Origin of the sequence: Microcoleus sp. FACHB-68 (genome assembly GCF_014695715.1) — a bacterium.
GTDB lineage: Bacteria > Cyanobacteriota > Cyanobacteriia > Cyanobacteriales > Oscillatoriaceae > FACHB-68.
Genome location: NZ_JACJOT010000008.1, coordinates 1,096,241 through 1,121,800, shown reverse-complemented (window position 1 = coordinate 1,121,800; position 25,560 = coordinate 1,096,241). Strand labels below are relative to the sequence as shown.

Sequence of the window (25,560 nt, the reverse complement as noted above, 5' to 3'; positions counted from 1 at the left end):
TCAATCTGAGGAGCGATTGCGAACGGTTTTGAGTTTTTAGTTAGGGTTGCACTATTTTCATCTGATTTTCTGATTTGGAAATTACAGAATAATTAATTTCTAAATTAAAAAATCTCATCTATTCACTTTTCTGTTTCCTTCAATTCATTAGCTACAGATTTATTCATCAAAAATGAACACCTCTTTAACTGATTACCAACTTAACGACTTACCGCTTCATGAAGGTGAAAAAACGATAATATTTCGCGGAATAAAGCAATTGGATAAAACCCCAGTAATCGTTAAAGTGCTTAAAGCAGAGTATCCTACCCTAGAAGAAATTACCCAATTAAGACACGAATACAAAATTTCCCAAAGTCTAAATGGGGAGGGAATTGTCAGATCGATTGCTTTGGACAACTATAATAACGGTGTTGCATTAATTTTGGAAGATTTTGGCGGAGAATCTCTTAAACAATTTCTCAGCCATGAAAAAATTAATTTGACGCAGTTTCTTTTAATTGCAATTCAGCTATCTTCAGCCCTCGCAGTGTTGCATCAAAATCAGATAATTCATAAAGATATTAAGCCCCACAACATCATCATCAATCCAGAAACTAAAAAGGTTAAACTCACAGATTTTAGCATTTCTTCGCGGCTATCAAGAGAAACCCAAAACCTGAGCAATCCCAATTTGATAGAAGGCACCCTTGCCTATATGTCACCGGAACAAACAGGCAGGATGAATCGCTCGATTGATTACCGCACCGATTTCTACTCTTTAGGCGTCACTTTTTATGAGATGCTAACAGGTTCGCTTCCCTTTCCCTCCACCGATCCACTAGAACTTGTTCACTGCCATATTGCTAAGCAGCCGGTTCCTCCTCATGCTGTAGAAACGCTTGATGAAACCCCTACTTTTCCGGAAATTTTCGGGGCGGTTTCTGATATTGTGATAAAACTTTTAGCTAAAAATGCAGAGGACAGATATCAAAGCGCTCAGGGGCTAAAGGTGGATTTAGAAGAGTGCTTGATTCATCTACAAAAAGCCGAACAAATTAAAAATTTTACTCCAGGCAAACGAGATAAATCTGGAAAATTTTATATTCCTCAAAAATTGTATGGGCGCGAAGCAGAAGTCATCACCTTAATGGATGCTTTTGACCGGGTTGCTGGAAGGCAACCTAGCAAAAAATTGAAAGAGGGAGTGGGCGTTCTCCGTTCCGAGATGATGTTAGTTTCCGGTTACTCAGGAATCGGTAAATCTTGTTTAGTTCAAGAAGTACATAAACCGATTCTTGCGGCGCGTGGGTATTTTATCGCAGGCAAGTTCGATCAGTTTAAACGAAATATTCCTTATGCGGCTTTAATTCAAGCGTTCGCCGAATTGATCCGACAGCTTTTAACAGAAAGTTCTGATCGCATCTTTATTTGGAAAGAAAAGCTAGAAAATGCTTTGGGTGCGAATGGTCAAGTGATTGTTGATGTGATTCCCGAAGTTGAATTGATAGTCGGAAACCAGCCGGCTGTCCCTCAAATGGGTCCTGCTGAATCCCAAAATCGCTTTAATCGGGTGTTTAAACAATTCATTCATGTCTTTACCCGAAAAGAACATCCGCTTGTCTTGTTCCTCGATGACTTGCAATGGGCAGATAGCGCTTCCTTAAAGTTAATTCATCTGCTAATTGCTGACCCTGACAGCCAATACTTGCTGATGATTGGGGCATATCGGGATAATGAAGTCAGCCCAACTCATCCGTTAATGTTGACTTTAGATGAGATTAAATCTGGCGGAGCAATTGTGAATAATATCACGCTCCAGCCTTTAGCGCTCCCTCATGTTCAGCAATTAGTTGCCGATACCCTCCACGAAAAAGAAAGATCGAAAGAACTTGCTGAGCTAGTTTTTAATAAAACCGCCGGTAATCCCTTCTTCTTGACTCAATTACTGCAAACACTTCATGCTGAGAAGCTTTTGCATTTTGATTTCCTTGAAGGTCGCTGGCTGTGGAACATTGATCAAATCCAAGCCATTGGAATTACCGATTACAATATTGTCGAACTGGTTGCCAGGAACATTCAAAAGCTGCCGGAAAAAACCCAATACCTTTTAAAACTAGCCGCCTGTATTGGCAACTCTTTTAGCTTAGATGTGCTTGCCATTGTCAACGAGCAATCCGTGTTAACCACTGCCGATGAGCTATGGGATGCACTGCAAGCCGGCTTAATTTTACCGTTGAGCAATGCCTACAAAATCCCCTTATTTTTTGACCAAACCCAACAGGGTGCTTTAGTTTTTGAAGAAATTAGGGTTAGCTACAAGTTTTTGCATGATCGGGTGCAACAAGCTGCCTACTCTTTAATTGTCGAAGACCAGAAAAAAGCCACTCATTTAAAAATTGGCCAACTGCTGTTGCAGAAAACAGCGAAATTTGCCCTAGAAGAAAATATCTTTGATATTGTCAATCAGCTCAATATCGGTTTGGAACTAATCTCCAATGAAACGGAAAAAGAGGAACTTGCCAACTTAAATCTGATTGCCGGTAAAAAAGCGAAAGCAGCGGCAGCTTATGAAGCGGCTGTTAGGTATTTAACCGTGGGATTAAAACTGTTGCCGGCAAACAGTTGGCAGAGTCACTATGATCTCGCGCTGTCCCTGCATTTAGAAGCCGTAGAAGCGGAATATTTAAACATCAACTTTACCAAGGCAGCCAGCTTAGTTGCAGTTGCCGGCGAACAAGTGACCTCTCTACTTGACAAAGTCAAAGTGTATGAACTGCAAATGCAGGTTTATATTGCTCAACTAGAGATGATCAAAGCCGTTGATACCGGCTTGCAAGTTTTGGAAAGCTTGGGCGTTTATCTCTTAACACTCAGCAGCGAAGACAGTTTAGTGGTTGAGTTGCCCGAACTTGCGGAATTAGAAAACATTCCCACCATGACTGATCCGCAAAAGCTTGCGGCTATGCGGATTTTAAAACTCCTCTGTACGCCGGTTTTTCAGGCAAAACCTGAGATTTTTCCGCAAGTAATATTAACGATGATCAATCTTTGTATTGAACACGGAAATTCAGCCCTTTCAGCATTTGCCTATGGTTTCTATGGCTTGTTGCTGTCTGGACTCGGAAAACTGGATGCAGGATATCAAGCCGGCTTAATCGCTTTAAAACTGCTAGAGCAATTCGACGCCAAAGAACTCAAGGCTAAAGTTTACAACTTGTTTAACGCCAATATTAGAAGCTGGACAGAACACGCGAAAAACAGTGTAACCTCCTTCCAAGAAGGCGTTCAAAGTGGACTGGAAACTGGAGATATCGAATGGGGTGGATATTGTATCGGTAACTATTGCGGCTACTTATTTTTTACCGAAAAAAGCTTAGAGTCTGCGGTACGACAACAAGCGCCTTACATTGATCTAGCCATAAAAATTAAGCAAGAAATACCCATTCACTTTTCGAGTGTGTGGCGACAATTAGGGCTAAATTTTCAAGGCAAAGCAGCCGATAAATATCTGTTAATTGGCGAGAGTTTTGATGAAGCTCAAATGTTACCCCGTTTAATTGAAGCGAAAACGGGAACAGTTTTATTTGTGTTTTATGTCGCTAAAACCATTCTTTTATATCAGTTTAGAGATTTTGAAGCTGCAATAAAATCAGCATCTTTGGCAGCAGAACAAGCCGGCTCTGCGTTTGGTTTTATGCAGGTTGCCGTCCTTAATTGCTACCACTCTCTGGCACTCCTCGCTCATTATCCCCAAGCCAACCCCAGCGAACAGCAACAATTCTTAGAGCAAGTAGAAACCAACCAAAAACAGATGAAAATCTGGGCGCAGCACGCTCCCGCAAACTTCCAACACAAGTACGATCTAGTAGAAGCAGAAAAAGCACGGGTTTTAGGCAAACCTTTGGTTGCAATGGAATTTTATGACATTTGCATAAAAGCAGCCAGAAACCAAGGCTATGTTCAAGAAGAAGCGATGGCAAATGAACTGGCGGCGCAGTTCTATTTTGAGTGTGAGAAAGAGAAGATCGCTCAAGCTTATTTAACTGAAGCTTACTACTGCTATATCCGTTGGGGAGCTGTAGCAAAAGCAAAAGATTTGGCTTCAAGATATCCAGGTTTCTTCGCTCGCCTACTTGCTAGAGAAACCAGCAATCTTGAAGTGACGCGGACGACAACCTCGACAACGGGAACAGTTTCAGCAGCGTTAGATTTGGCGGCGGTGATGAAAGCTTCGCTTGCTATTTCTTCGGAAATTGTTCTTGACCGGCTGCTCGAAAAATTAATGCACATTTTGATTGAAAATGCCGGTGCGCGAAAAGGATTTCTCCTGCTTAAAGAAGCAGAAAAATTGGTGGTGGTTGCAGAAAAAAATGTGGCCAACCACACTTGTTCAGTGCTGCACGCGATTCCCGTAGAAGCGGTTGAAAATTTGCCACTTTCGATGATTAACTATATCGAAAGAACCCAAAAAACAGTGGTTGTTGATGCAGCGACAACTGAAGGACTTTTTACAACCGATCCCTATATTGTGAAAAACCAACCTAAGTCTATCTTAGGGTTGCCCATTCTTTATCAAGGGAAGTTAACCGGCATTCTTTATCTGGAGAATGACTTGACAGCGGGAACGTTTACCCCAGAACGCTTAGAAGTTCTGAAAGTTTTGACTTCTCAAGTAGCTATTTCCATTGAAAACGCTAGTTTGTACAAAAACTTACAAGCGTATTCCCAAGAGCTGGAAGTCAAAAATACTGCCTTGAGCGAAAAAACCCAAGAACTTGAACAAGCGTTTCACAAGCTGCAACAAACTCAAAGTCAACTGGTTCAAACCGAAAAAATATCAAGTTTGGGGCAACTGGTTGCAGGAATCGCGCATGAAGTGAATAACCCCGTTAGCTTTATCACCGGCAACCTGCACCACGTTTCTAATTATGTACAAGATTTGATCAACTTTCTGAATTTATATCATGAAAAATTCCCGAACCCACCAGCAGAAGTTCAAGAAGAAGCAGAAGCAATCGAACTTGATTACTTGATTGAAGATTTGCCTAAAATACTTTCTTCTATGCAGGTGGGAACAGAGCGCATTCGGGAGATTATGCAGTCGTTACGCAATTTCTCCCGCGTGGATGAGCAAGCGAAAAAGCCGGCAGACATTCATCAGGGTATTGACAGCACACTAATGATTCTGCAACATCGCCTGAAAGCAAATGCAGAACGTCCGGCAATTCTTCTGATGAAAGAATATGGGGAAGTGCCTCAGATAGAATGTTATGCCGGCCAGCTTAACCAAGTGTTTATGAACATTTTGGCAAATGCAATTGATGCGCTAGATGAGAGCAACCGGCATCGTTCCTACAAGGAAATTGAACAAAATCCCAATCGCATCAAAATTCGCACAGAACTCAGCGCCGGCTGGCTGGTGATTCGGATTTCTGATAATGGGCCAGGGATGCCTGAAGAAGTGACGCAACGTCTGTTTGATCCTTTCTTCACAACAAAGCCGGTGGGTAAAGGCACTGGATTAGGATTATCGATTAGTTACCAAATTGTGGTTGAAAAACACGGGGGAAAATTGAGCTGTGTCTCGGCACCCGGAGAGGGAACTGAGTTTATTCTTGAAGTGCCGGCTGTTTATTCAAATGATGCCGGCTAAACTCTGCAAACTTTTTGCTTTGCTGCTCATAAAATTGGGGCAACCTGAATCAGATTGCCCCAATCTCAATTGGATGAAAGGCAGAAAGACCTTGGGGGGCTTCCCCCCAAACCCCCCATTGGGGGACGGTTGCGTCCCCCAAACCCCCTCCAAAAGGGTTAATCTGTTGAGTGTCTTAAACCTAGAGCTTGCTAGGATTTACTCAATATTTCTTCCTCTTATTTTAATTCGAGGAAGAAATACATCCATCTGTTATCTGCGTTTATCTGCGGAATCTGCGGTTAAAAATCCCCATCAAGCATCACTTAACACCCAATTAACAAGCGTGCGAACGGGGAAGCCGGTGGCCCCGACGCTGTTATAACCGCTTTCTTTATCCGTCCAAACCGGCCCTGCAATATCTAGGTGAACCCAAGGCGTTTCTTTAACAAATTGCTTCAGAAACAAAGCGGCAGTAATTGAACCACCGGGACGCGGGCCGGTATTTTTCATATCCGCGATCGGAGATTTTAAGCCTTCAAAATATTTCTCTTCCAAAGGCATCCGCCAGAACTTTTCACCGGCCATTTCCGATGCTTTGAGCAGTTGATTTGCCACTGCATCATCAGGACTCCATAAGCCGGCAATATCATCGCCCAACGCGATAATACACGCGCCGGTGAGGGTCGCTAAATCTACAATTGCGTCAACCCCCAGCTTTTCTGCAAACACTAAGGCATCTGCCAGGGTCAAACGCCCCTCTGCATCCGTGTTGTTAATTTCAATCGTTTTGCCATTTGAAGCCTTGAGGATGTCACCGGGGCGCATGGCGTGGCCGCTAATCATATTTTCAGTCACGGCTGAGATGAAGTGAACCTCCACATCTGGCTTGAGCAGCGCGATCGCCTTAGCCGCACCTAGGGTTGCACCGGCACCCGCCATGTCTACCTTCATCATCTCCACCCCGCTGCCGGCAACTTTGATGTTCAAACCGCCAGAGTCAAAGGTCAAACCCTTGCCCACAATTGCCAGTTTGCGGCGCGGCGTCCCTTCTGGTTTGTAGGTGAGGTGGAGGAACTTGGGCGGCAGATCCGAGGCTAGAGCAACGCCTAAAAAGGCTCCCATGCCGAGTTCTTCGCAGGCTTCTCGTTCAAGGATTTCAATCTCTAAGCCGTGTTCCGAGGCAATTGCTTGGGCGGCTTCTGCCATTGTGATTGGCGTTACCGAATTCGCCGGCGCTGCAACGAGTTGGCGTGCTAGCATCACACCGGCACAAATTTGCTGAGCACGGGTGATGGATGCTTCTGTGCCGGCTAACCCCAGCAAATCAATGTGTTCTAGTTTTAGCCCTTTATTTTCTGTGTCTGACTTAAAGCGATTATCCTGATAGAGAGCCAGTTCTGCGCCTTCCACAATCGCCTCTGCTGTGGCATCCGGTGCCTCATGCCACACCGGCAGCGCTAACCCCAAAGTTTTGCACTTTTCTTTATTTGCCAATCGCGCAGCCGCAGCGGCAGCCCGACGCCAGCTGTCTAATTTCAGGGCGTCTGCTTTGCCCAAACCGACTACAATGATTTTGCGAATGGGGCTGCCGGTGCCAACGCGAGTTACGGCGCTGCTGCCGTCTTTTCCCTTAAATTCGCTTTCTTCAATCAGTTCTTTCAAGGTGCCGGCTAGCTTTTCATCGAGTTGCGCCAAATTGCCGGTTAATTCCACGGCATCCTCAAACAATCCGATCGCTAGGGCATCCCCTGACCAATCCAAGAAGCTAAGTTCAGTCGCTCGAAAATCCATTCTGCCTTCTACCTTTTGATTACTTATACCATTACTACTATGGCAAAACTTATTCAATTTTATAATTAAAACGTCTGGGCTGTTTGCGCCGATTCGGCCAAAGTCCTTGTGCGGAAATCTCTGGCCGAGCATCCTGGTTCGTCTGCATAAGGGGTGTGATACTGCTGCTTTTTACCTCATTTGGCCTAAGTCTATTTTTACTTTTAAATTTTGAGAATTATAAACCCGGAAAATTTTATTATAGAGAAAAAATATAGCTTAACTATTAGCAGATTTTAGGAAATTCATAAGCGATTTAAATCATAATTTATATTTTTTTAATTTGGCTCTAATATAGCAATTCTTAGATCCATGAGGCATAGCCGATGAACCCTTGTGGAGGGGGTTTGGGGGACGGGTGCGTCCCCCAATGGGGGGTTTGGGGGGAAGCCCCCCAATGACTTTCTGTCTTTTCCGTGTTTCCTAAGATTAAGAAGCGCTAGATTTTATCAATAAAGCGAGAGTTGTCAAAAATTTAGTGTATTCTTCAGGCTGGTTAGCGAGATAACATTGCATTGGGAAGCCGAATTCGCTGATATTTCGATTGTGCCTGAGCCGGATGGTTAGCAAATATGGATTAACGCTGACATCAATAAAATCCTGAATCTCAGTTGTAGCGCCATCTCCAATGCCTTTAACCGGCAGTTAGGGTGTTGTGGTTGACAAACCTGAGATAACTTGCGGGCCAACTAAACGTTTGCAATTGTTTATGATTTGAGTCACTATTTATAAAAATAAAAGTTAATATGTCAGGAGCCAGCGCTTAGCTCATCAAAGTGAGAGTCAAAAGTCAGGAGTCGTAGGGGCGATTGCCCAAAAAGCCCGCTCAGGCTTCGCCCGGATAGGAGTGAAGTCCCAACTCAAAACTCTTGCAGGCTCAAACCTCAAAACTCAAAACTCTTGAAGGCTTAACCTTATCCATGTTCAAGCAACGACGCAAACCCAACGTTTCTGTGGCAATCGGGACAGGAATCTGTGTTCTGGTACTCGGAATTAGCTTGCCGGTAATAATATGGAACGGAGTCGGGATGTTCCAAAACGAGCTGAAGCAGGTGGATGTCCAAGACCCGAAATCGGAAGTGTTGCCGCTAGCGCAGTTATCACCGGAAAAACGGGCGTCAAAGCTGGAGGCGCTGGCGCAGGAGCCAAAATCGCAAGATCGCAGCCGCGCTCGTTATCTTCTCGCCAGCGATCTGATTGGGCAGCAGCAGGGAACTGAGGCGCTGAAATGGTTGGAAGGGTTGGAGAATGATTATCCGCTTCTCGCCGGCCATATTGCTGTGCAACGCGCCCGCGCTTATGAAGTCGCTGGGGATGCCGGGAAGGCTGAGGAGGCTTGGCAAGAAGTTCTCAAGCGTCATGGTAAAGAGCCGGTGGCGGCAGAAGCTTTGTTTGCGCTGGGCCAAAAAGATGGCAAATACTGGGATCGAGCAATCGAGGAATTTCCCAAGCACCCCCGCAGCGTTGAAATTGCCAGCCTTCGGTTGCAGAAAAAGCCCAATCAGCAGGAGATGCTGATGGTACTGGCGAAACACGGCCTTTACCACCCAGATATTATTTCTGTGTTAGACCGGCTCGACACTAAGTTTGGGGAAAAACTGACGGAAGAAGAGTGGGAAGCCGTCGCCTTCGGTTATTGGGAAAAGCAGGTGTATGGCAAAGCCGGCGCTGCCTACGCCAAAGCCACCCGCACACCGCGCAACGCATACCGTGCCGGTCGGGGGTTGCAGCTAGGGGAAAAACAAGACTCGGCTGAGAGTGCTTATAAAAAGCTGTTGCGAGAATATCCAGCAGCTGAAGAAACTGCCACAGGACTGTTGCGCCTGCAAGAGTTAGTCAGTCCCAAACAGGCGATTGACTATCTTGATGCAGTTGTCAAGCGGTTTCCAGAAAAAGCACCGGAGGCTCTATTAGAAAAAGCAAAAGTTCTAGACAGCCGGAAAAATGCCAAAGCAGCGGAACAAGTGCGTAAAACACTTCTGAGCGAACACAGCAAATCTAACGCTGCTGCAAAGTTGCGCTGGACTCAGGCTCAGCAACGAGCCGCTGTGACCGATGTGCAAAGAGCTTGGCAATTGGCGCAGCAAATTATTACAGAAAACCCTGACAGTGAGCAAGCGCCAGAGGCGGCTTTCTGGGCCGGCAAATGGGGGAAGATTTTAGGCAAAGATGCCGAAGTTAAGCAAGCGTTTGAGTGGGTGCTCGCAAAGTATCCAGAATCTTACTATGCTTGGCGTGCTGCTGTCCTATTGGGTTGGGATGTGGGAGACTTCACAACCGTTAGAGATCGCACACCGCTTGTACTACAGCCAGAAGTGCTGCCCAATCTGCCCACAGGTTCTGAGGTGTTAAAAGAACTCTACCAACTTGGTCAAGGAGTGGATGCTTGGAGACTTTGGCACGTAGAATTTAAAACCCCGATGGAGCCAACGGTTGCAGAACAGTTTACAGATGGTTTAATGCGGCTGGCAGTTGGCGATAATTTAGAAGCCCTTTTCATGATAGGCAGTTTAGATCAGCGAGATAAACCTGAAGAGAAACTGCAATACGAAACCCTCAAACAAGAACGCGCTTACTGGCACGCGCTTTATCCATTTCCATTTTTGGATAGTATTGTTAACTGGTCTGAAGCTCGCAAGCTCAATTCCCTACTGGTAACCGGCTTGATTCGGCAGGAATCGCGTTTTATGCCGGCAATTAAATCGGGTGTGGGTGCAGTTGGATTAATGCAGGTAATGCCAGAAACGGGCGCTGAAGTTGCTAAAACGTTTGGCGTTAAACAATACAAACTAGACAATCCAGATGACAACATCCAACTAGGGACTGGCTATTTAGATTTCACGCACCGCGAATACAAAAATAACTCTTTGTTAGCCGTAGCGAGTTACAATGCCGGCCCTAGTAATGTAGCTGATTGGATTGCTAAATACGGTTTCAGCGATCCCGATATCTTTGTAGAAAAGATTCCTTTCGAGGAAACTCAAACCTACGTCAAATCTGTCTTTGGCAACTACTGGAATTACCTGAGACTGTACAATCCAGAACTAAGCCAACGCTTAGCCGAACACTCAGAAGCGATGCAAACTACATCGAAAAAATGAGCGGACTGCTTACAAAAACCTTAGAAGCTCACACAGCTAGGGGTATGCCTGCCTGCCGGTAGACATACCCTATTTGCTTATTAACCTTATCTGCATTTATCTGCCGGCACCCTCCCCTATCATCTGTATTTAATCGGGTATAGCATTAGATGTATTATTTGTTGTTTACTGAATGTAGTATTATGTATAACAATCTATGTAACACGATGTGTAGCATGAGGCTTAGAACGGAGTGTATTGTACAGCGTAGCATCGGGTGTAGCTAGTATTCTCGGTGTTCTGCGCCTCTAATTTTGGGTTCCAGAATTGCTGTGGGCGATCTTCCTTTTCACATTCACCCGGCAAGGGAGAGCAGCGCAAGCTCTGCAGCGAATGGAACTAACGCGCCGCTGCTTCAAAGATTTAGGACTATTGTGTACCCTTAAGGATGCGAAACGATGGGTCGGTTGCTCAGTTTATGGAACAAGTCGTCAGGGAAGAACTTTAAAAGATAGCAACTATCTTTGTGAAATTAATTCAATTTTTATACAATTCCTCTGCCCTTATACCACTTGCTTAATCTAGTCCTTTTAGTCAGTTCATCAGACACACGTGAAGGATGCCCGATGAAGAATTCTGTGAAATTAATTCAATGCGTCGTAGCTGCTAACCGGCAAGCTTAAAGGCTGCTGATTGTGTTACCGGAATTTCTATAACAAACTCTGTTCCCTCTCCCGGCTGAGATAAGCACCTGAGAACTCCCCGATGTTTATCTACCACAATTTCGTAGCTAATCGATAGCCCCAATCCGGTGCCTTTTCCCACCGGCTTTGTGGTATAAAACGGGTCAAACAATTTTGATTTAACTGCCTCAGTCATGCCTGGGCCGTTATCTCGAATCCGAATCGTCACGCCGCCCGCATAGGGTTCTAAAGCTTCGGTAGAAATGGTGATAATACCCGGTTGTTCCTGCTCCTCTAAAGCATCGAGGGCGTTGCTCAGAATGTTCATAAAAACTTGGTTAAGTTGGCCGGCGTAGCATTCCACTTGTGGCAGATTGCCGTACTCTTTAATAACCTGAATTCCTGTCTTTCCTGATGTTGTTTTCAAGCGATGCTGCAAGATCAACAAAGTGCTATCAATTCCCTCGTGAATATCTACCGGCTTCATCTGCGCTTGATCCACTCGCGAGAAATTTCGCAATGACAGCACAATCTGGCGGATGCGATCAACTCCCAGATGCATAGATGACAGTAATTTGGGTAAATCTTCGATTAAGAATTCCAGTTCAATCTCTTCTGCATAGGCTTCAATTAGATTTTGGTTGCCCTGCTGATAAAGTTCCAACAGTTGAAGTAACTGTTGGGTGTAGTCATGGGCGTGGGAAAGATTGCCGTAAATAAAGTTAACGGGATTGTTGATTTCGTGAGCGACACCGGCAACCAATTGTCCCAAAGAAGACATCTTTTCGCTCTGAATTAATTGAGATTGGGTTTGTTGCAATTCGTGGAGGGTTTGCTGCAACTCTTGGGTTTGCGCTTGGGCAACAGCGGCGGCAATGCGAGTTTGATCGTAAAGTTCTGCTTGATCGAGTGCCAGTGCGAGTTGATTGGCAATCGCGTGCAAGAGTTCCACTTCATGCTCACTCCAGGGTCGCACGTTTTCACTACTCGCACAGCTCACTACACCAATTGCCCCTGATCGCGTTTGTATAGGCAGCGCTAATACAGATTTAATGCCTCGTCCCTCAAAGAATTTTTGCAGAACCGGATCGCTAAGATTTGCCACCGCATCGGCTTGAAACCTTTCCATCTTTAGCAGGTTCTGCGTGAAACTTCCAATTTCTACAGCAGAACAGCAGCCCAACAAGCTTGGTAAATCAGATTTTTTTGATTCATGTACCACTTCCCAACTACTATAATTAAGGGTTGATAGTTGAGAATGGGGAAAAACAAATTCTTCTTGTTTCAATCTCAATTCTTCTTTTTTCTGGGCTGCCGGTCGATACCAAATAAACTGGCAGCGATCAATCTGTAAAAGTGTGCGAATCTCGCTCACTGCCGTTTCTAAAATAGTGTCGAGGTTTAAGGATAAACGGATCTGGCTAGCCAACCGGAAAAGTAAGGCATCTCGCCGGCTTTCTTTGAGCTTGTTTTCATGAAGCAATGCGTTTTCGATGACTGAGGCTGCCTGAAAAGCAAGCATGGTGAGGAGTTTAAGATCCTCTGCCCGATAGGTGAACGGGCAAGTGCTACTGAGTGCGAGGGCACCGATGACTTTATCTTTGGTTTTTAAAGGAACGCAAATTAAAGAGCTAATTGGCTCATGATCGGCAATATATCTAGCATCTGATAAGACTTCGTTAACGATTTCTCCTTTGCCGGTTAATACAATGCTGCCAACGATGCCTTCACCGAGTTTTCGGGTTAGGTTTAAATTCCATTCTTGACCGAATGCGGAAACGATCTCAAGCTTGTCGGTACTTTCATTTACTAACATGACTGAGCCGCCGGTTGCCTCTATTAGTCTTTGGGCTTCCTCAACGATCAATTTAGTAACTTCTTTAAGATCCAAGCTAGCAGTGATTTTTTGAGAGGTTTCATAAAAAAATTCACTTTCTCTATATTTATCTAATAATTCAAGTGCTAGGGTTTTCTTTTCTAGTTCTTTATTTGCTAAATAAGAAAGCAAGCCGGCGACAGCAGATGCACTCTCGTCTCCACTTACCGAGCCAATCACTTCATCTGAAACTTCGACAGGATACTTCTCGCTGGGATTTTTGAGTTCGCTTCCTATCAAGATTTTGCCGTCTGTATCCTCAACGCTAATGGCTTTACCCATTGCAGCAATGAGGTTCTGGAGCGCAGACAAGCATTCTTTTTTAGAAAGAATTTTCTTTAAACTAACTTGAGCCATTTGTTTCTCTGCCTCTCAGAAGGGTTATTTCTATGATTTTCGCCGATTCTTATAAGTTAAATTTGTAGCGTTTGAACAAAATTTAAAATTGACAGAGATATAATTAACCGGCAATTGGGAGTAAGGGAGAAATTTTCTATTTATAATTTATAAAGTATAATCTCAATGATCTCAGTTTAACCTCCGAAAAGTCATCAAACGTTGCTTTCCGTAAGTTCACGGATAATAGCACCCGTACATTCACGCAGCTTAAATTTGAACACTGGTTATTCATGACAGGCAAGACATTTTATCAAGATTTTTTAATTCGTTCGTGGCAACCGCAGGATCGAGCCGGCGCTGCGGCGATCATTCGGGACGTTTTAGCTGAGTATGGTTTGGGTTGGGAAGCTGCCGGTGCAGATCGGGATGTATTGGAAATTGAAGCGTGTTACTTATCTGCCGGCGGCGAGTTTTGGGTAATTGAAAAGCAGGCTCAACTGGTGGGCACCGGCGCTTATTATCCGGTGAAGCGGGGCATTAATGCGGTGGAAATTCGCAAAATGTATCTTTTGCCCGAAGCAAGAGGACAAGGATTAGGTAAATTCTTACTGCAACAGCTAGAAAAAGCGATTGCCGATCGCAATTTTCAAACGATTTGGATTGAAACCGCCAGCGTATTGAAAGAAGCTACACGTCTCTATGAAAGCAGCGGTTATCAACCGGCAACTGGGGTAGAGACGAGCCGGTGTGATCGGGTATATGTCAAGCATCTATTACCCTAACTTTTTCTAGAATAATGTCATGAATAAAACCCCTACAATCATTGTTGCTGAGCCGAGAAATCGCTCTTTAATGCCTTTTTCTTTAAAAATAAAGTAACCCAATAATACTCCCATTAAAACGCTCGTACGCTTGATAGCAATGACCTTAACAACCAGGGTCATCGTTAGCGCTTGCATTTGGAAAATTACGGCTAAAGCGCAGCACAGACCCATTGCCAGTAAAACGGGCAATCCTTTGATAATTTTCTTTGCCGGCTGAGAGGTTTTGAATAACAGGATAGGTAGTAACATTAACGTCATTACGATAAACAACGCCATGACCCAAAAAACAGGCGAGGAATTTTGCACACCCAGCTTATCAAAGTTGGAGGTAATGCTCCAGATAAATGCCACAATTAACATATAGCGTGGCCCTTTGGTTTGCACCAACGCTCGAAATGGAGCTAAGTAACCTTTAGATTTTTCTTTAATATTTAATAGATAAGAGCCGATTACTAATAGCACAATCCCCACCAGATCAAATTTGTCTGGCCACTCTCCCACAATTAAAGGAGAGGTGATCACCATAAATAAAGGCGTTAAAGCGATCATCGGAAGCGTCAGTGATAAATCGGATTCTTTAATGGCTTTGATGTAAAGCAGGGTGCTGATCGTATTTAGAAGGCCACCAATGGCCAGGGAGATCCAAAACAGGTTTCCCAAAGGAGGAATTTTAAATAAGATTGTAAAAGGAATTAAAAAAACAGCGCAAAAAAAAGTGAGCGCCCAAGAAACGACGTATTCATCGTTATTTTTAAGACCTTGTTTACCGAAAACATCTTTAATCGCTTCAAAGAAAGCTGTCAAAAAAGATAGAAGAAACCAAAGCATAAGCTATCAGATAAGAATTTTGCACTAGAAGGAGTGTAATAGACTTGCAATAATTGTTCATCTTAAGGGGCTGCCGGTCATCATCCTTAAGTTAGAGTTATTGAGCAAAACAAGCAATTTCAATTGAAGTATGGGAGGAAAAGAGGAAAGTAAAAGTAGATTTTACTGTTTACTTTCTCTTTCTTTCCTTTTTCTAGACTAAAGAACTTGCGCCGGCAGCATAAGCTTCAACCGGCACCAGCCGCCAACTGGCATCTCCTTTTAGCTCTAAAACGTGCTGGTGATACTTCAGCAAGCTAGCACGATGACCAACACTGATAAATGTTGTGTTTGTCGCTTGCAAATGCTGGTAAAGAGACTGCTCATTTTTAATATCTAAAGCGCTTGTGGCTTCATCTAAAAAGGCGTAGCGCGGTGAAGAAAGCAGTAGACGGGCGAAGGCGAGGCGCTGTTGTTCCCCAACCGATAAAACATCTCCCCAGTCTAACTCTGCATCAAACCCACTTACTCTATCTAGCAGATATTCAAGGTTGACTTGCAGCAACACTTTTTTGAGTTCTTTGTCTGCAATATTTCGGTGAGTGCTGGGGTAAAGTAATTGGGTGCGTAAGGAACCTAAAATCATGTAAGGACGCTGGGGTAAAAACAGCATTTCCTCTAAATTCGGTCTGATCAGAGAGCCGGTGCCACTGTCCCACAATCCCGCAATCGCACGCATTAAGGAACTCTTGCCGGCACCACTAGGACCAACGATTAATAATCCTTCACTCGGTTGAATCGTAACAGACAGATCCCTAACCAAAATTTTATTCGAGTTGGGAATTTGCAAAGTTAGATGCTTAAGGGCTAAATAAGAGCCGGTTCTCCTTTCAATGCAAGGTGTTTCCAGCTTGCGAGTTGGGGTGGGTTTTTCCAAAACTTCAGTAATGCCTTCTAAGCGATTAATTCCAGCCGCAAACACGCTGAGTTTGTCAAACTCATCGACTATCACAGAGAGGGCGTCTAAAACCTGCCTGAAAGCAAAAATTGCTTGCGTAATTACTCCAAATTCAACATGGCCGGCAAAATACAAGGGAGCGACGATTAATGAAGGTACAATGACGACAAGATAGCGATAGCCAGTGGTGAAAAAATCTAAGTTTCGTTCCCAACCAATGAGAATATTAAAATTGCGAATGACCTCCATTAATTGTCGCTTTACCTGATTTGATTCCTGTTGTTCTCCCTGATAAAATGCAATAGATTCGGCGTTGTCACGAATACGCACTAAGCCATAACGAAAATTGGCTTCTCTTCGCAACTGGTTGAAGTTTAACCCGATCAGTCGCTTACCGAACCAAATGGTCATGCCGGTGCCGACTGTCGCGTAGAGAACGAGCACGCTCACAAGTGGGATAGAAATTGACCAGAGAATGCCAATAAAGGCTATCAAATCGATGCCGGCATTGAGCAAAATCAACAAATATTCAAGGCTTTCTTGAGTAAATGATCGGATATCTTCAGAGATGCGCTGATCTGGATTATCAATGTTTCTATTCTCATGAATTTGATAATACGCGCGGTTGCGAAAATATCTATCTACAAAATAATTGGTTAGCCACTCCCGCCAGTAAAGACTGAGTTGTTTTCGCACGTAGCGATAAAACACCACAATTGGAGTGGCAACCGCAAACACACCGCCATAAACAAACAATAGATGAAAATATTTGGAAGCATCTTTGTTGGAGAGGGCGGTCATGTAATCTCTATTTACATAGCTAATGGTCACATTAATGCCACTAACTAACAGCAACAACAACAGCAAAATCGCCAGTAATCCCCTGGCTTTCCATTTTTCTTCAGAATACCAATAGGGTTTGGCAAGCGCCAAAAACTGCTGCCACAACTGCCAGTCGAATCTGTTCATTTTCTTTGTTTTGAGCAATGCACATCTCTGGTTAATAAAAGCTTGACATTAATACAGAGGTTAAAGTTTCAGCGAGGAAAGTCACAGAGATTGAGCGTTTCCAAGGTTATAAATGATCGTGATGTTGTGTTGGCTTCAATCAAAAATTTGTTTTGATTTTGGCCCCTCGTGATCATTCCAGAACGCCTAGAGGCTTTTGCCGTAGTTGTTGAGAGGCTACAGGTCTTGTTGAACACATCACCTCAGCATAATTGAACTGGGCTTGTTTATTCTACAGGCAGAGGATGTGTTTCAGATGGGGATCGCCACCAACCATGTCATTTGGGCCGATGGCAAGTCTTTAAGAGGAACTGCTTAATCAGTTAGGTTAAAATTAAAATGAAAATTTATATATGAAAGAAAAAGCAAAAAAATAAATAAAGAGGCAGTTAGGTAATTTTTATATAACAATAAAATTTGATTCAAATGAAACCGGATAACTCTCAGATAACTAACAGATTTTGTTGTAGTAAGGTTTTAGTGAATTAAAAAAACTACAAACCATGAAAGTTTCAGAAAAGCTATAAATCACCCATGATTAATTGAGAGTTAAAGCACAAGTCAATAAAAATTTCAGGATGAAGAGGCTTCAAATACTCAAAAATAAATAAAAAAAATTCTCTCAATTACCCAAATGAAATGGGCTTGTGAGAAATGCTGGTTCAAGCATTTAATTAAGTTGTTTTCCAGGCAAAAGTATGACGGCCTTTCGCTTTACCCTAAATAAGCCTGCTTGACTCGCTCATCTTTTAGTAAGTCTGACGCTGCGCCGGTGAGGGTAATGTGACCGGCTTCGAGGACATAGCCCCGATCAGCAGTTTGCAATGCGAGGCTAGCATTTTGTTCGACCAAAAGAATAGTGACGCCGGTGGTACGCAAGTTTTGGATGATCGAAAAAATCTCGCGCACGATCGCCGGTGCTAACCCCAGACTAGGTTCATCTAAAAGTAACAATTTTGGCCGGCTCATTAACGCCCTCGCAATCGCCAGCATTTGCTGTTCGCCGCCGCTGAGTGTTCCAGCTAACTGCTGCCGGCGTTCTGCTAGACGCGGAAAAAGTTCAAATTGCCGATCCAAATCTGCCTTCACTTCCGTCAAATTCGAGCGGATATATGCGCCTAATTCCAAGTTATCAAGAACCGTTTGCCGCGCGAGCACTCGGCGTCCTTCTGGACTATGAGCAATGCCTAGGCGCACCACTTCATGAGCTTGGCGTCGCGTAATATCGCGCCCCCGGTAGAAAATCTTACCTTTGCGCGGATTGACAATTTTAGAAATCGCTCGCAATGTTGTGCTTTTACCGGCTCCATTTGCGCCAATCAGCGTTACCACCTCGCCGCTGTTAATTGTTATATTAATGTCTTGCAATGCTTGAATTCCGCCATAATTAACATATAATTCCTTAATTTCTAATAACAATGTGCTAGTTAATTCCATGCAAACCTCAGATTAATTTAAAAATATTTTTAACTTAAATTCCTTCCCATTTCCCCTATTAATTTTTTATTCATCTCCTAAATAGGCTTCAATTACGGCGGGATCGCTTCTGACGGATGCGGGGTTTCCCAAAGCAATTAATTGACCGAAATGCAAGACAGCAATGCGCTCACACAAACCCATAACTAAGGGCACATGATGCTCAATTAAGATGATGGTTAAGTTAAAAGAATCACGCATCTCCCGGATAAATTCACTTAGTTGTTGCTTCTCATTGGTGTTCATACCGGCAGCCGGTTCATCAAGCAGTAACACTTGCGGTTCTAAAGCTAGTGCTCTGGCGATTTCCAGGCGGCGCTGATCGCCGTAGGAAAAGTTTTTGGCTTTTTCGCCGGCGCGATCGCTCAACCCTACCATATTTAGTAATTCCAAAGCTTTTTCGCGGGTTTGACGTTCTTCTTTGGGTGCCGGTGGCAAACCCAGCACCCCAATTACCCAAGATAATAAAGGATTTTCTACGCCGCGATTATGGAGATGTCTAGCAACCATCACGTTTTCTAGTGCTGACAAATCGGCAAATAAACGAATATTTTGGAAGGTTCGGGCAATTCCTTTAGCGGCAATTTGATGCGGTTTGAGGGCGGAAATGTTTTGCCCTTGATAAATCAGTTCCCCGCTAGAAGGAACGATCATTCCAGTCATTAAATTAAATAGCGTTGTTTTTCCTGCTCCATTTGGGCCTATCAGGCCGAATATTTCATTTTGCTTTACGGTGAAAGACACTTCATTGACAGCAACTAAACCCCCAAATTTGCGAGTTAAAGTCTTTGCTTCTAGGCAAGTTCTTTCATTTGTAGCCGTTGAATCTTGGCTTGTGTTTTGTGCTTTCATACAGTTATAAATTACCATCGCTGCGTCTGCCGGCGTTTTTTAAATAATTCGGGCGTTACTAAACCTTGGGGGAAAAATATTGTCCCTACAACAATTAGCACACCAAAAATAATTAGCCGCCCATCTCGCAAAAATTCTGCTAACCAAATGGGTAAGCGAGGGATTTCTGCAAGGGATCTCAATATTTCAGGCAGTGCTGTAAATACCATACCTCCTAACACCGGCCCGACAAAGGTTCGGGTGCCACCAATTAAAACTGAGGTTAAGTAAACGATACTGGCATCAAATGTACCCTGACGGGCGTTCCAAGTATTGAGAAAGTGAGCGCTAATGGCTCCAACAATGCCGGCTAAAATTGCACCTAAAGTAAATGCTAAAACTTTGTAGTAAGTTGGATTAATCCCTACTGCACCGGCAGCCAATTCATCCTCACGAATAGCTGTCAGCGCCCGTCCGACGCGAATGCGTTCGAGCCGGTAAAGTAAAACCATACTAATTATTAGTAACGGCACTGCCACCCACAAATATTCAAGGGGAGTGGCAAAAGGTTGAGGAATCCCAAAAATTCCAACTGCGCCGCCAGTGATTTCTAAATTCAGGGATAAAACTCGCAGAACTTCAACAAAAGCGATAGTGGCGATCGCTAAATAAATTCCTCGCAATCTCAGTGCCGGTATTCCGACTAAAAGACCTAATATTCCGCTAACAATGCCGGCAATCAGCATTTCTAAAAGCAGCAGATGGAAGGGAAAGAAACCCTCAGTAGGGGGAAAAACTTTAGTTGACAATATTGCCGAAATATACCCGCCCAAGGCATAAAAACCAGGGCTAGCTAGAGAGAGTTGCCCAGCCATCAGTGGCAAATACAAGGACAGTCCCAGCAACGCCCCCATGATCATGGATACAATTAGAAATCCGTAGGTACTGAAAAAATTTTCCATTGCAATTAACGATACCCATTACAAATATTATTAACGGTTACTTTTTACAATTTTGAAACTCAGCAACTTTATCGCAACTGCGATCGGCTTTTTACCAATTAGCCACTCCCTAAATTCAGCTATCAGATTGTCTTTCAGATGCCTGCCTTACCCTTTCAATATCCAACTCTAATGCTGCTGCTATCTGTTCAAAACTTAACCCTAATTGCACTAGCCGAGGCACTGTTTCTAACTTGCCTTCTAACTTGCCTTCTTCCTTAATATCTTGAAAGTATCTCGTCTGCTTTAACTCACTTAAGTCAAACATGGCTTCTATCTCCTGCCGGCTTAAATTGGGAAATTTATAGAGCAAGATTGTCTCAATAAATTCTATCACCTTTCGCTTAATTGCCTCATCCTCAAGCTCTATCTGCGCTTTCTGGATTAACTGTCTGGCTTGTCGCTGTGCGGTTGCCTCATCTTCAACCACTAATTGCACCATTCCCACTCCCAGTGATTGGTTTGCGGTTTCACCTAATTCATCTAAGTAAACCCACTGCACTTGCTGACTGGCAAGCAGACACTGATATTCTATGGGGACTCCTGGATCGAGCCGGCGTTGATAAAACACCGGCACTGCACGCCAATCTTTTTTTGGTTTGTTTTGCCCTAGATAGAGGAAAATTTCAGTAAAGAATCGGTAGTAAAAATCCTTGTCAGACTGAAATTGAACTTCAACAAAATAGATCGGCTGTTGAGTCTCAGTTGCCGGCACAAACACGCCATCAATACGTTTAACGGTTTCCTTAATTTCAACTGACTGGAACTGATAAGCATTGCCTTCGGATGCCGGCTGACCGATTAACTCAAAGAAAATGCCGGGAAATGTTTGAAAAATCTGATAAAAGAGGCTATCTGTTTTCATGACTTAGGCAGATTAAAAAGCATTTTAAAAGCCTGATGCCCTACACTTTTTGCACAAACCGGCGGCCCAGCAAGCCTTCAGGTTTAACTAATAGCATGAAAAACAATATCCCAAAGGCAACCGCATCTTTATAGGCAGAAAATTCTCCCGGTACAAACGCCTCCACCAGTCCAATTGCCAAACCCCCCACCACTGCACCGGGAATACTGCCTAAACCTCCCAACACAATCACTGCTAAGCCTTTAAGCCCAACAGCAATTCCAAAATAAGGGCCGGCAATACTCACGCTAGAACCGACTAACGTTCCCGCCAATCCTGCCAAAAAGCTGCTGATAAAAAATGTCAGAACGATAAAAAAATCCGTGTTAATCCCAAGCAAACTAGCCGTCAGCCCATCTTCAGCAACAGCCCGCATTGCTTTCCCGTATTTCGTGCGATTGATGAAATAAGTGAGGATTAGCAAAATTAACACAGAAACCCCAAAGATTACTATCTGAACTGTGCGAATAGGGATGGGGTTTTCCGGCGTACCAAAGTTAATGGATGGGGGCAAATTGCCATAAGTATTAGCGGGAAATGTGTAGCTTTCTGCCCCCACTAAATACTGAATTAAATTGACAATAACTAAGGCCACCCCTAAGCTTGAAACCACCGTCAGCAGCGGATCTGCACCCTGCCGGCGCAAAGGTCGAAAAGCCAAACGTTCCACAGCCACTCCAACCAAACCGGCTAGGGTACTGCCTAAAAGCAATGCCAAGATAAAAGGTAAGCGAATAGGCAATTGTGCGTTTGCTAATAATCCATTAAAACCGAAGGCACCACCCATCAACGCATAAGTAAAGTAGGCACCTAGGGTAAAAATTGCCCCATGTGCGAAATTAATAATGCCCAAAATAGAGAAGATGAGAGTGTATCCCAGTGCAAAAATGGCATAAACACTCCCAATCGATAACCCGTTAAGAAATTGTTGAAAAAATAAAGTTAAATCCATAATTATTCTAATTGATCTCCATCGATTAGGGACGCGCTTATTTTATACTAAACGCAAAGAAACGCAAAGATTTTCATTGACTCTGCGTTCCTTTGCGTGACTTCTTAAAAGCAATACCCTTATTTCAGGTAAGTAAATTTACCCTTGTTTCCATCAGCATCCATTTTGATTTGAGCGACGTAAAAATCTTTCTGAACGATTTCTCCTTCTGAGGTAAAAGAAATCTCACCGATGGGCGTATCGTACTTTCCAGCTAATATCTGTTTGTTCAGTTCTGTTCGCAGTTGAGGAAGGGACATTTTAGAAATGTCAGTTTTCTGATCGACTGCTTTTAGGGCTTCTACGAATACTTGAACAGCGGTGAAAGCTTGAGCGCTAAATTGAGGGGGATCTTTTTTATATTGATTGGTATAAGCTGTGCGATACACGTTATTGATTTCGCTCGAATGCTCAGGACTGTAAGCTTGGGCAACTAACACCCCATCACAAAGTGCTTTACAGACTGGATAGACATTAGGAGTATTGAGACCGTTACCCCCAATAATTAAGCCTTTATAACCGAGTTCTCGCAATTGCCGAACCAAGTTTCCTCCGTCAGAAGTTAGACTAGAAATAATCACTAGATCGGGTTTTAAATTCATCCCGTTAGTTGCTTGGGTTTGAAAGTCTGTGTCAGTTGTTTGGAACTTTTGGACGGTGACAAGATCAAGTCCTTGTTCCTTCACAGTCTGCTGAAAAATGTCTGTTTCAGATTTGCTATAAGCATCATCTTGAGCATAAAAAACGGCAACTCTTTTGAGCTTAGGATTGAGCTTAATTGCTGCTTTCACTGCATTGGGTGCAACGATCGTTACGGGTGCTGAAACGCGAGCGATATAGTCTCCAATTTGGGGAATTCCTTTAGCCGTAGTAGAAGGCCCAAGTACCGGCACTTTGGCGTTATTTGCCACCGGCTGGGCAGCAAACCCTTGCTGTGACCGGCTCGGCCCAACAATGCCAACGACTTTGTGTTTAGTAATCAACGATTGAAAGGCATTAATCGCGCCGGCTTCATCCCCTCCCGTGTCTTCAAGAATCAGTTTAATGGGGGTGCCGTCAACACCGCCTTTGTCATTGAAATATTTTTCAGCAATTTTTGCACCGGCAACAGATTCTTGACCGATTAAACCAACGTTGCCGGTTTGTCCTACCGCAACGCCAATAGGAATTGCCCCAGATGAGCCGGCTGTTGTTGAAGACGTGGTTTCAGTTGAGGAATTTGAAGCACTATTTGTCTCACCACAAGCACTTAGCAATACAGCCAAAGTAACAAATAAAGCACAGGTACGATGAACAGCAAATTTTTTCATAACAACTAAAGGGAAATTCTTTGAGAATATTTTACTGAAGCTGTAACCAATTAAAGAGCCTATTTTTGTTTTTTTACCGGCACTCGGTTAAGTCTATCGCGCATCCAATGATCACAATTGGCCATTTTTTCAGGCTCACTCGCATCACCGGCAGCCTGATTAAGCCGGCGATGCAACCGGCTCTTTCATTGAAAAAGTAAAGGATTCTCGATAGATTCCGCACTGGTTTGCAAGGCTCTAACTGATCTCAACAGCAACAGATGTTGTATTTTACAGCCGAACGCCGCTGTTTACTCACGGGTGCCATCGCTAATTTTTGAGCGCTATCTGCCCCTCAAGTGCCCCTGCTAAACAGGGAAACAGGCTGGTTGCCGGCAATCTGTATGGACGAAAATAAGCAGCTTTTGGGCCTGGGATCACAGCATTCGTAGACAAAAAGGTTGACTTTCGGCTGGGGTATCGCTTATTACTATTTACTTAGTGGTGCATATACGTTACGAATTATGAAGGATCGTTTCTATTTTTTAAGGAGCCAACTGATCGCACACAACTTGTAGCAGAGGAAAGCCCATGCCGTTTCTCGGACTTATTTGGATAACACCTTGTTTGAGCTGTGTAGTGGCATCTGGTCACGGGTTAGCCAAAAGCCCCGTTCCCTTAATCAGCGCAGTTCCAGCCAAAGGTTTATCGGCAGCCGGTTTTGAGATTAATTGGTCTCATTCTTGGTTCTCTCAGGCAAAAGCAAGTACAAGCATTTCAAGTTCATTTGCTCCCCCAGTTGTCCTGCTGCCGCTTAATTGGATGCTTCAGCGGGGACGCAATTCCCCTCAACTAAAGCGAGTCAAACCGTTCCGTTCTTGGCCGTGGCTAAATTTTGCAGACAAACCGCTTTGCCCTTCTGAGCAAGTGCCGCAAACCCCTCAATTAATCACGGTTTCACAAACCACTCAGCAGCCGTTTGAACCGTTGGATGTCAAAGTTCCAGTTGAAAGCGATTCCGCGAATAAAATTTTTGAGTTTTTTCACAATTTAGTGCCTCGAACCGAGAGAGTTGAACCCCCCTCTCAGACGGTGCCGGTGTCGGTGGTGGTTATTCGCACCGAGCAAAACGCTCAAGCCGGCAGCACTCAAGCTAAGGCTGGAGACACCAAGCTGCAAGGCTTTTGGCGAAATTTGAAGTCGAGACAGGATCGGGAGGCTGCCGGCTCATCCTCCAACCTGGAGACGTTTCAGGTTCGGGTGAAGGAATATGTGATTGCAGAAGTGCCCGGACGCGCCCAAGCAAATAAGATTGCTCAGGCTTTAGAACAATCTTTAAAAGACCGGCATTTCCAGCCGGCACAACTACAGCCGACAATGGTGAATGGAATGCCTGCGCTTAAAGCCGGCACTCGCATAATCCTGACAATCGATAAAAAACTAAGTGCCGGTCTTAAAACTAACCGCGAATTACTAGCGATTGAGTGGGTGAACAATCTCCGAATTGCTCTAGAAACTCCCCCATTAACCCTAGTAGAAGCTCAAGCGAAGATGCATCAATTGGTGGAAACACCAAGGAAAATTGCGGGGTTGGCTTCTTGGTATGGGCCTTATTTTGAAGGTCGCCCCACTGCCACAGGTGAAACGTATCGGCAAACAGAACTTACTGCCGCCCATCCCTCCTTGCCTTTCGATACCTATTTGAAAGTAACCAGCCTGGAAAGTCGCAAGACCGTGATTGTGCGAGTCAATGATCGTGGCCCTTATGTTGGGGATAGAGCCTTGGATCTCTCCCGTGAGGCAGCCCGATGCCTCAATAGTGTGGAATCTGGAGTCGTGCCGGTGGAGGCTGTCGTCATGCAAAAGACTAGAAGCTAGGGAAGAGAGGAGAAACACAAGGAATTTCTGCTCGCTCGTGTTGAGAGCAAATGTATACTAATTCTCTAAAAGTCAACTACACATAAAGCTGATAAGATATCATGCCGTACAGTAATTGATGCGAGAATTGGTGACGTTAAATTTTCCAGCTCGACTTCGAGATTTTGC

Annotated in this window: 14 protein-coding genes; 4 read left to right on the top strand and 10 right to left on the bottom strand. The window is 44.0% G+C overall.

The genetic code is table 11. The annotated features are described in order from the left end of the window. Positions 1-172: 172 nt before the first annotated feature. Entirely contained in the window at positions 173-5,635 is a 5,463-nt protein-coding gene (locus H6F73_RS13485) for an ATP-binding sensor histidine kinase (RefSeq protein ID WP_190759227.1), read from the top strand. A 294-nt stretch (positions 5,636-5,929) separates the two neighbouring features. Here the strand turns inward: H6F73_RS13485 and H6F73_RS13480 are convergent, their stop codons facing one another. After that, positions 5,930-7,408, bottom strand: a complete 1,479-nt coding sequence (locus H6F73_RS13480; protein WP_190759226.1) for a leucyl aminopeptidase — start codon at positions 7,406-7,408, stop codon at positions 5,930-5,932. A 959-nt stretch (positions 7,409-8,367) separates the two neighbouring features. Here H6F73_RS13480 and H6F73_RS13475 point away from each other — a divergent pair. After that, positions 8,368-10,548: a transglycosylase SLT domain-containing protein gene (locus H6F73_RS13475; RefSeq protein ID WP_190759225.1), complete on the top strand. Its 2,181-nt coding sequence runs from the start codon at positions 8,368-8,370 to the stop codon at positions 10,546-10,548. Between the two features lie 645 nt (positions 10,549-11,193). Here the strand turns inward: H6F73_RS13475 and H6F73_RS13470 are convergent. After that, positions 11,194-13,443: a GAF domain-containing protein gene (locus H6F73_RS13470; protein ID WP_190759224.1), complete on the bottom strand. Its 2,250-nt coding sequence runs from the start codon at positions 13,441-13,443 to the stop codon at positions 11,194-11,196. 272 nt (positions 13,444-13,715) lie between these two features. On the opposite strand from H6F73_RS13470, the gene H6F73_RS13465 reads away from it, so the two are divergent. Next, positions 13,716-14,207 (top strand): GNAT family N-acetyltransferase, encoded by a 492-nt coding sequence (locus tag H6F73_RS13465; protein WP_190759223.1) that lies wholly within the window; start codon positions 13,716-13,718, stop codon positions 14,205-14,207. 6 nt (positions 14,208-14,213) lie between these two features. Here the strand turns inward: H6F73_RS13465 and H6F73_RS13460 are convergent, their stop codons facing one another. From H6F73_RS13460 to H6F73_RS13425, 8 genes are all read right to left on the bottom strand, one after another. Then, entirely contained in the window at positions 14,214-15,077 is an 864-nt protein-coding gene (locus H6F73_RS13460; RefSeq protein ID WP_190759222.1) for an EamA family transporter, read from the bottom strand. Positions 15,078-15,270: 193 nt separating this feature from the next. Then, complete coding sequence (locus H6F73_RS13455) at positions 15,271-16,983, bottom strand: ABC transporter ATP-binding protein/permease (RefSeq protein WP_190759221.1); 1,713 nt, start codon at positions 16,981-16,983, stop codon at positions 15,271-15,273. A gap of 753 nt (positions 16,984-17,736) precedes the next feature. After that, entirely contained in the window at positions 17,737-18,459 is a 723-nt protein-coding gene (locus H6F73_RS13450) for an ABC transporter ATP-binding protein (protein ID WP_190759220.1), read from the bottom strand. A gap of 66 nt (positions 18,460-18,525) precedes the next feature. Further along, positions 18,526-19,350: an ABC transporter ATP-binding protein gene (locus H6F73_RS13445; protein WP_190759650.1), complete on the bottom strand. Its 825-nt coding sequence runs from the start codon at positions 19,348-19,350 to the stop codon at positions 18,526-18,528. 11 nt (positions 19,351-19,361) lie between these two features. Next, entirely contained in the window at positions 19,362-20,291 is a 930-nt protein-coding gene (locus tag H6F73_RS13440) for a branched-chain amino acid ABC transporter permease (protein ID WP_190759219.1), read from the bottom strand. A 115-nt stretch (positions 20,292-20,406) separates the two neighbouring features. After that, positions 20,407-21,195: an Rpn family recombination-promoting nuclease/putative transposase gene (locus tag H6F73_RS13435; protein ID WP_190759218.1), complete on the bottom strand. Its 789-nt coding sequence runs from the start codon at positions 21,193-21,195 to the stop codon at positions 20,407-20,409. Positions 21,196-21,235: 40 nt separating this feature from the next. Then, the gene (locus tag H6F73_RS13430; protein WP_190759217.1) at positions 21,236-22,186 is read right to left on the bottom strand and encodes a branched-chain amino acid ABC transporter permease; all 951 of its coding nucleotides are present in this window, start codon (positions 22,184-22,186) and stop codon (positions 21,236-21,238) included. A gap of 119 nt (positions 22,187-22,305) precedes the next feature. Continuing rightward, positions 22,306-23,535, bottom strand: coding sequence for an ABC transporter substrate-binding protein (locus H6F73_RS13425; RefSeq protein WP_190759216.1), 1,230 nt, complete (start codon positions 23,533-23,535; stop codon positions 22,306-22,308). A gap of 618 nt (positions 23,536-24,153) precedes the next feature. On the opposite strand from H6F73_RS13425, the gene H6F73_RS27275 reads away from it, so the two are divergent. Then, positions 24,154-25,392 carry a septal ring lytic transglycosylase RlpA family protein gene (locus H6F73_RS27275; RefSeq protein WP_199330518.1) on the top strand — a complete coding sequence of 413 codons (1,239 nt, stop codon included), beginning with the start codon at positions 24,154-24,156 and terminating at the stop codon, positions 25,390-25,392. Positions 25,393-25,560: the final 168 nt, after the last annotated feature.

Excerpts from the sequence above, each read along its gene's own strand:
- H6F73_RS13460 (WP_190759222.1), bottom strand. The coding sequence starts at position 15,077 with ATGCTTTGGTTTCTTCTATCTTTTTTGACAGCTTTCTTTGAAGCGATT.
- H6F73_RS13445 (WP_190759650.1), bottom strand. The coding sequence starts at position 19,350 with ATGAAAGCACAAAACACAAGCCAAGATTCAACGGCTACAAATGAAAGA.
- H6F73_RS13435 (WP_190759218.1), bottom strand. The coding sequence starts at position 21,195 with ATGAAAACAGATAGCCTCTTTTATCAGATTTTTCAAACATTTCCCGGC.
- H6F73_RS13450 (WP_190759220.1), bottom strand. The coding sequence starts at position 18,459 with ATGGAATTAACTAGCACATTGTTATTAGAAATTAAGGAATTATATGTT.
- H6F73_RS13425 (WP_190759216.1), bottom strand. The coding sequence starts at position 23,535 with ATGAAAAAATTTGCTGTTCATCGTACCTGTGCTTTATTTGTTACTTTG.
- H6F73_RS13485 (WP_190759227.1), top strand. The coding sequence starts at position 173 with ATGAACACCTCTTTAACTGATTACCAACTTAACGACTTACCGCTTCAT.
- H6F73_RS13430 (WP_190759217.1), bottom strand. The coding sequence starts at position 22,186 with ATGGATTTAACTTTATTTTTTCAACAATTTCTTAACGGGTTATCGATT.
- H6F73_RS13440 (WP_190759219.1), bottom strand. The coding sequence starts at position 20,291 with ATGGAAAATTTTTTCAGTACCTACGGATTTCTAATTGTATCCATGATC.
- H6F73_RS13465 (WP_190759223.1), top strand. The coding sequence starts at position 13,716 with ATGACAGGCAAGACATTTTATCAAGATTTTTTAATTCGTTCGTGGCAA.
- H6F73_RS13470 (WP_190759224.1), bottom strand. The coding sequence starts at position 13,443 with ATGGCTCAAGTTAGTTTAAAGAAAATTCTTTCTAAAAAAGAATGCTTG.
- H6F73_RS13480 (WP_190759226.1), bottom strand. The coding sequence starts at position 7,408 with ATGGATTTTCGAGCGACTGAACTTAGCTTCTTGGATTGGTCAGGGGAT.
- H6F73_RS13475 (WP_190759225.1), top strand. The coding sequence starts at position 8,368 with ATGTTCAAGCAACGACGCAAACCCAACGTTTCTGTGGCAATCGGGACA.
- H6F73_RS13455 (WP_190759221.1), bottom strand. The coding sequence starts at position 16,983 with ATGAACAGATTCGACTGGCAGTTGTGGCAGCAGTTTTTGGCGCTTGCC.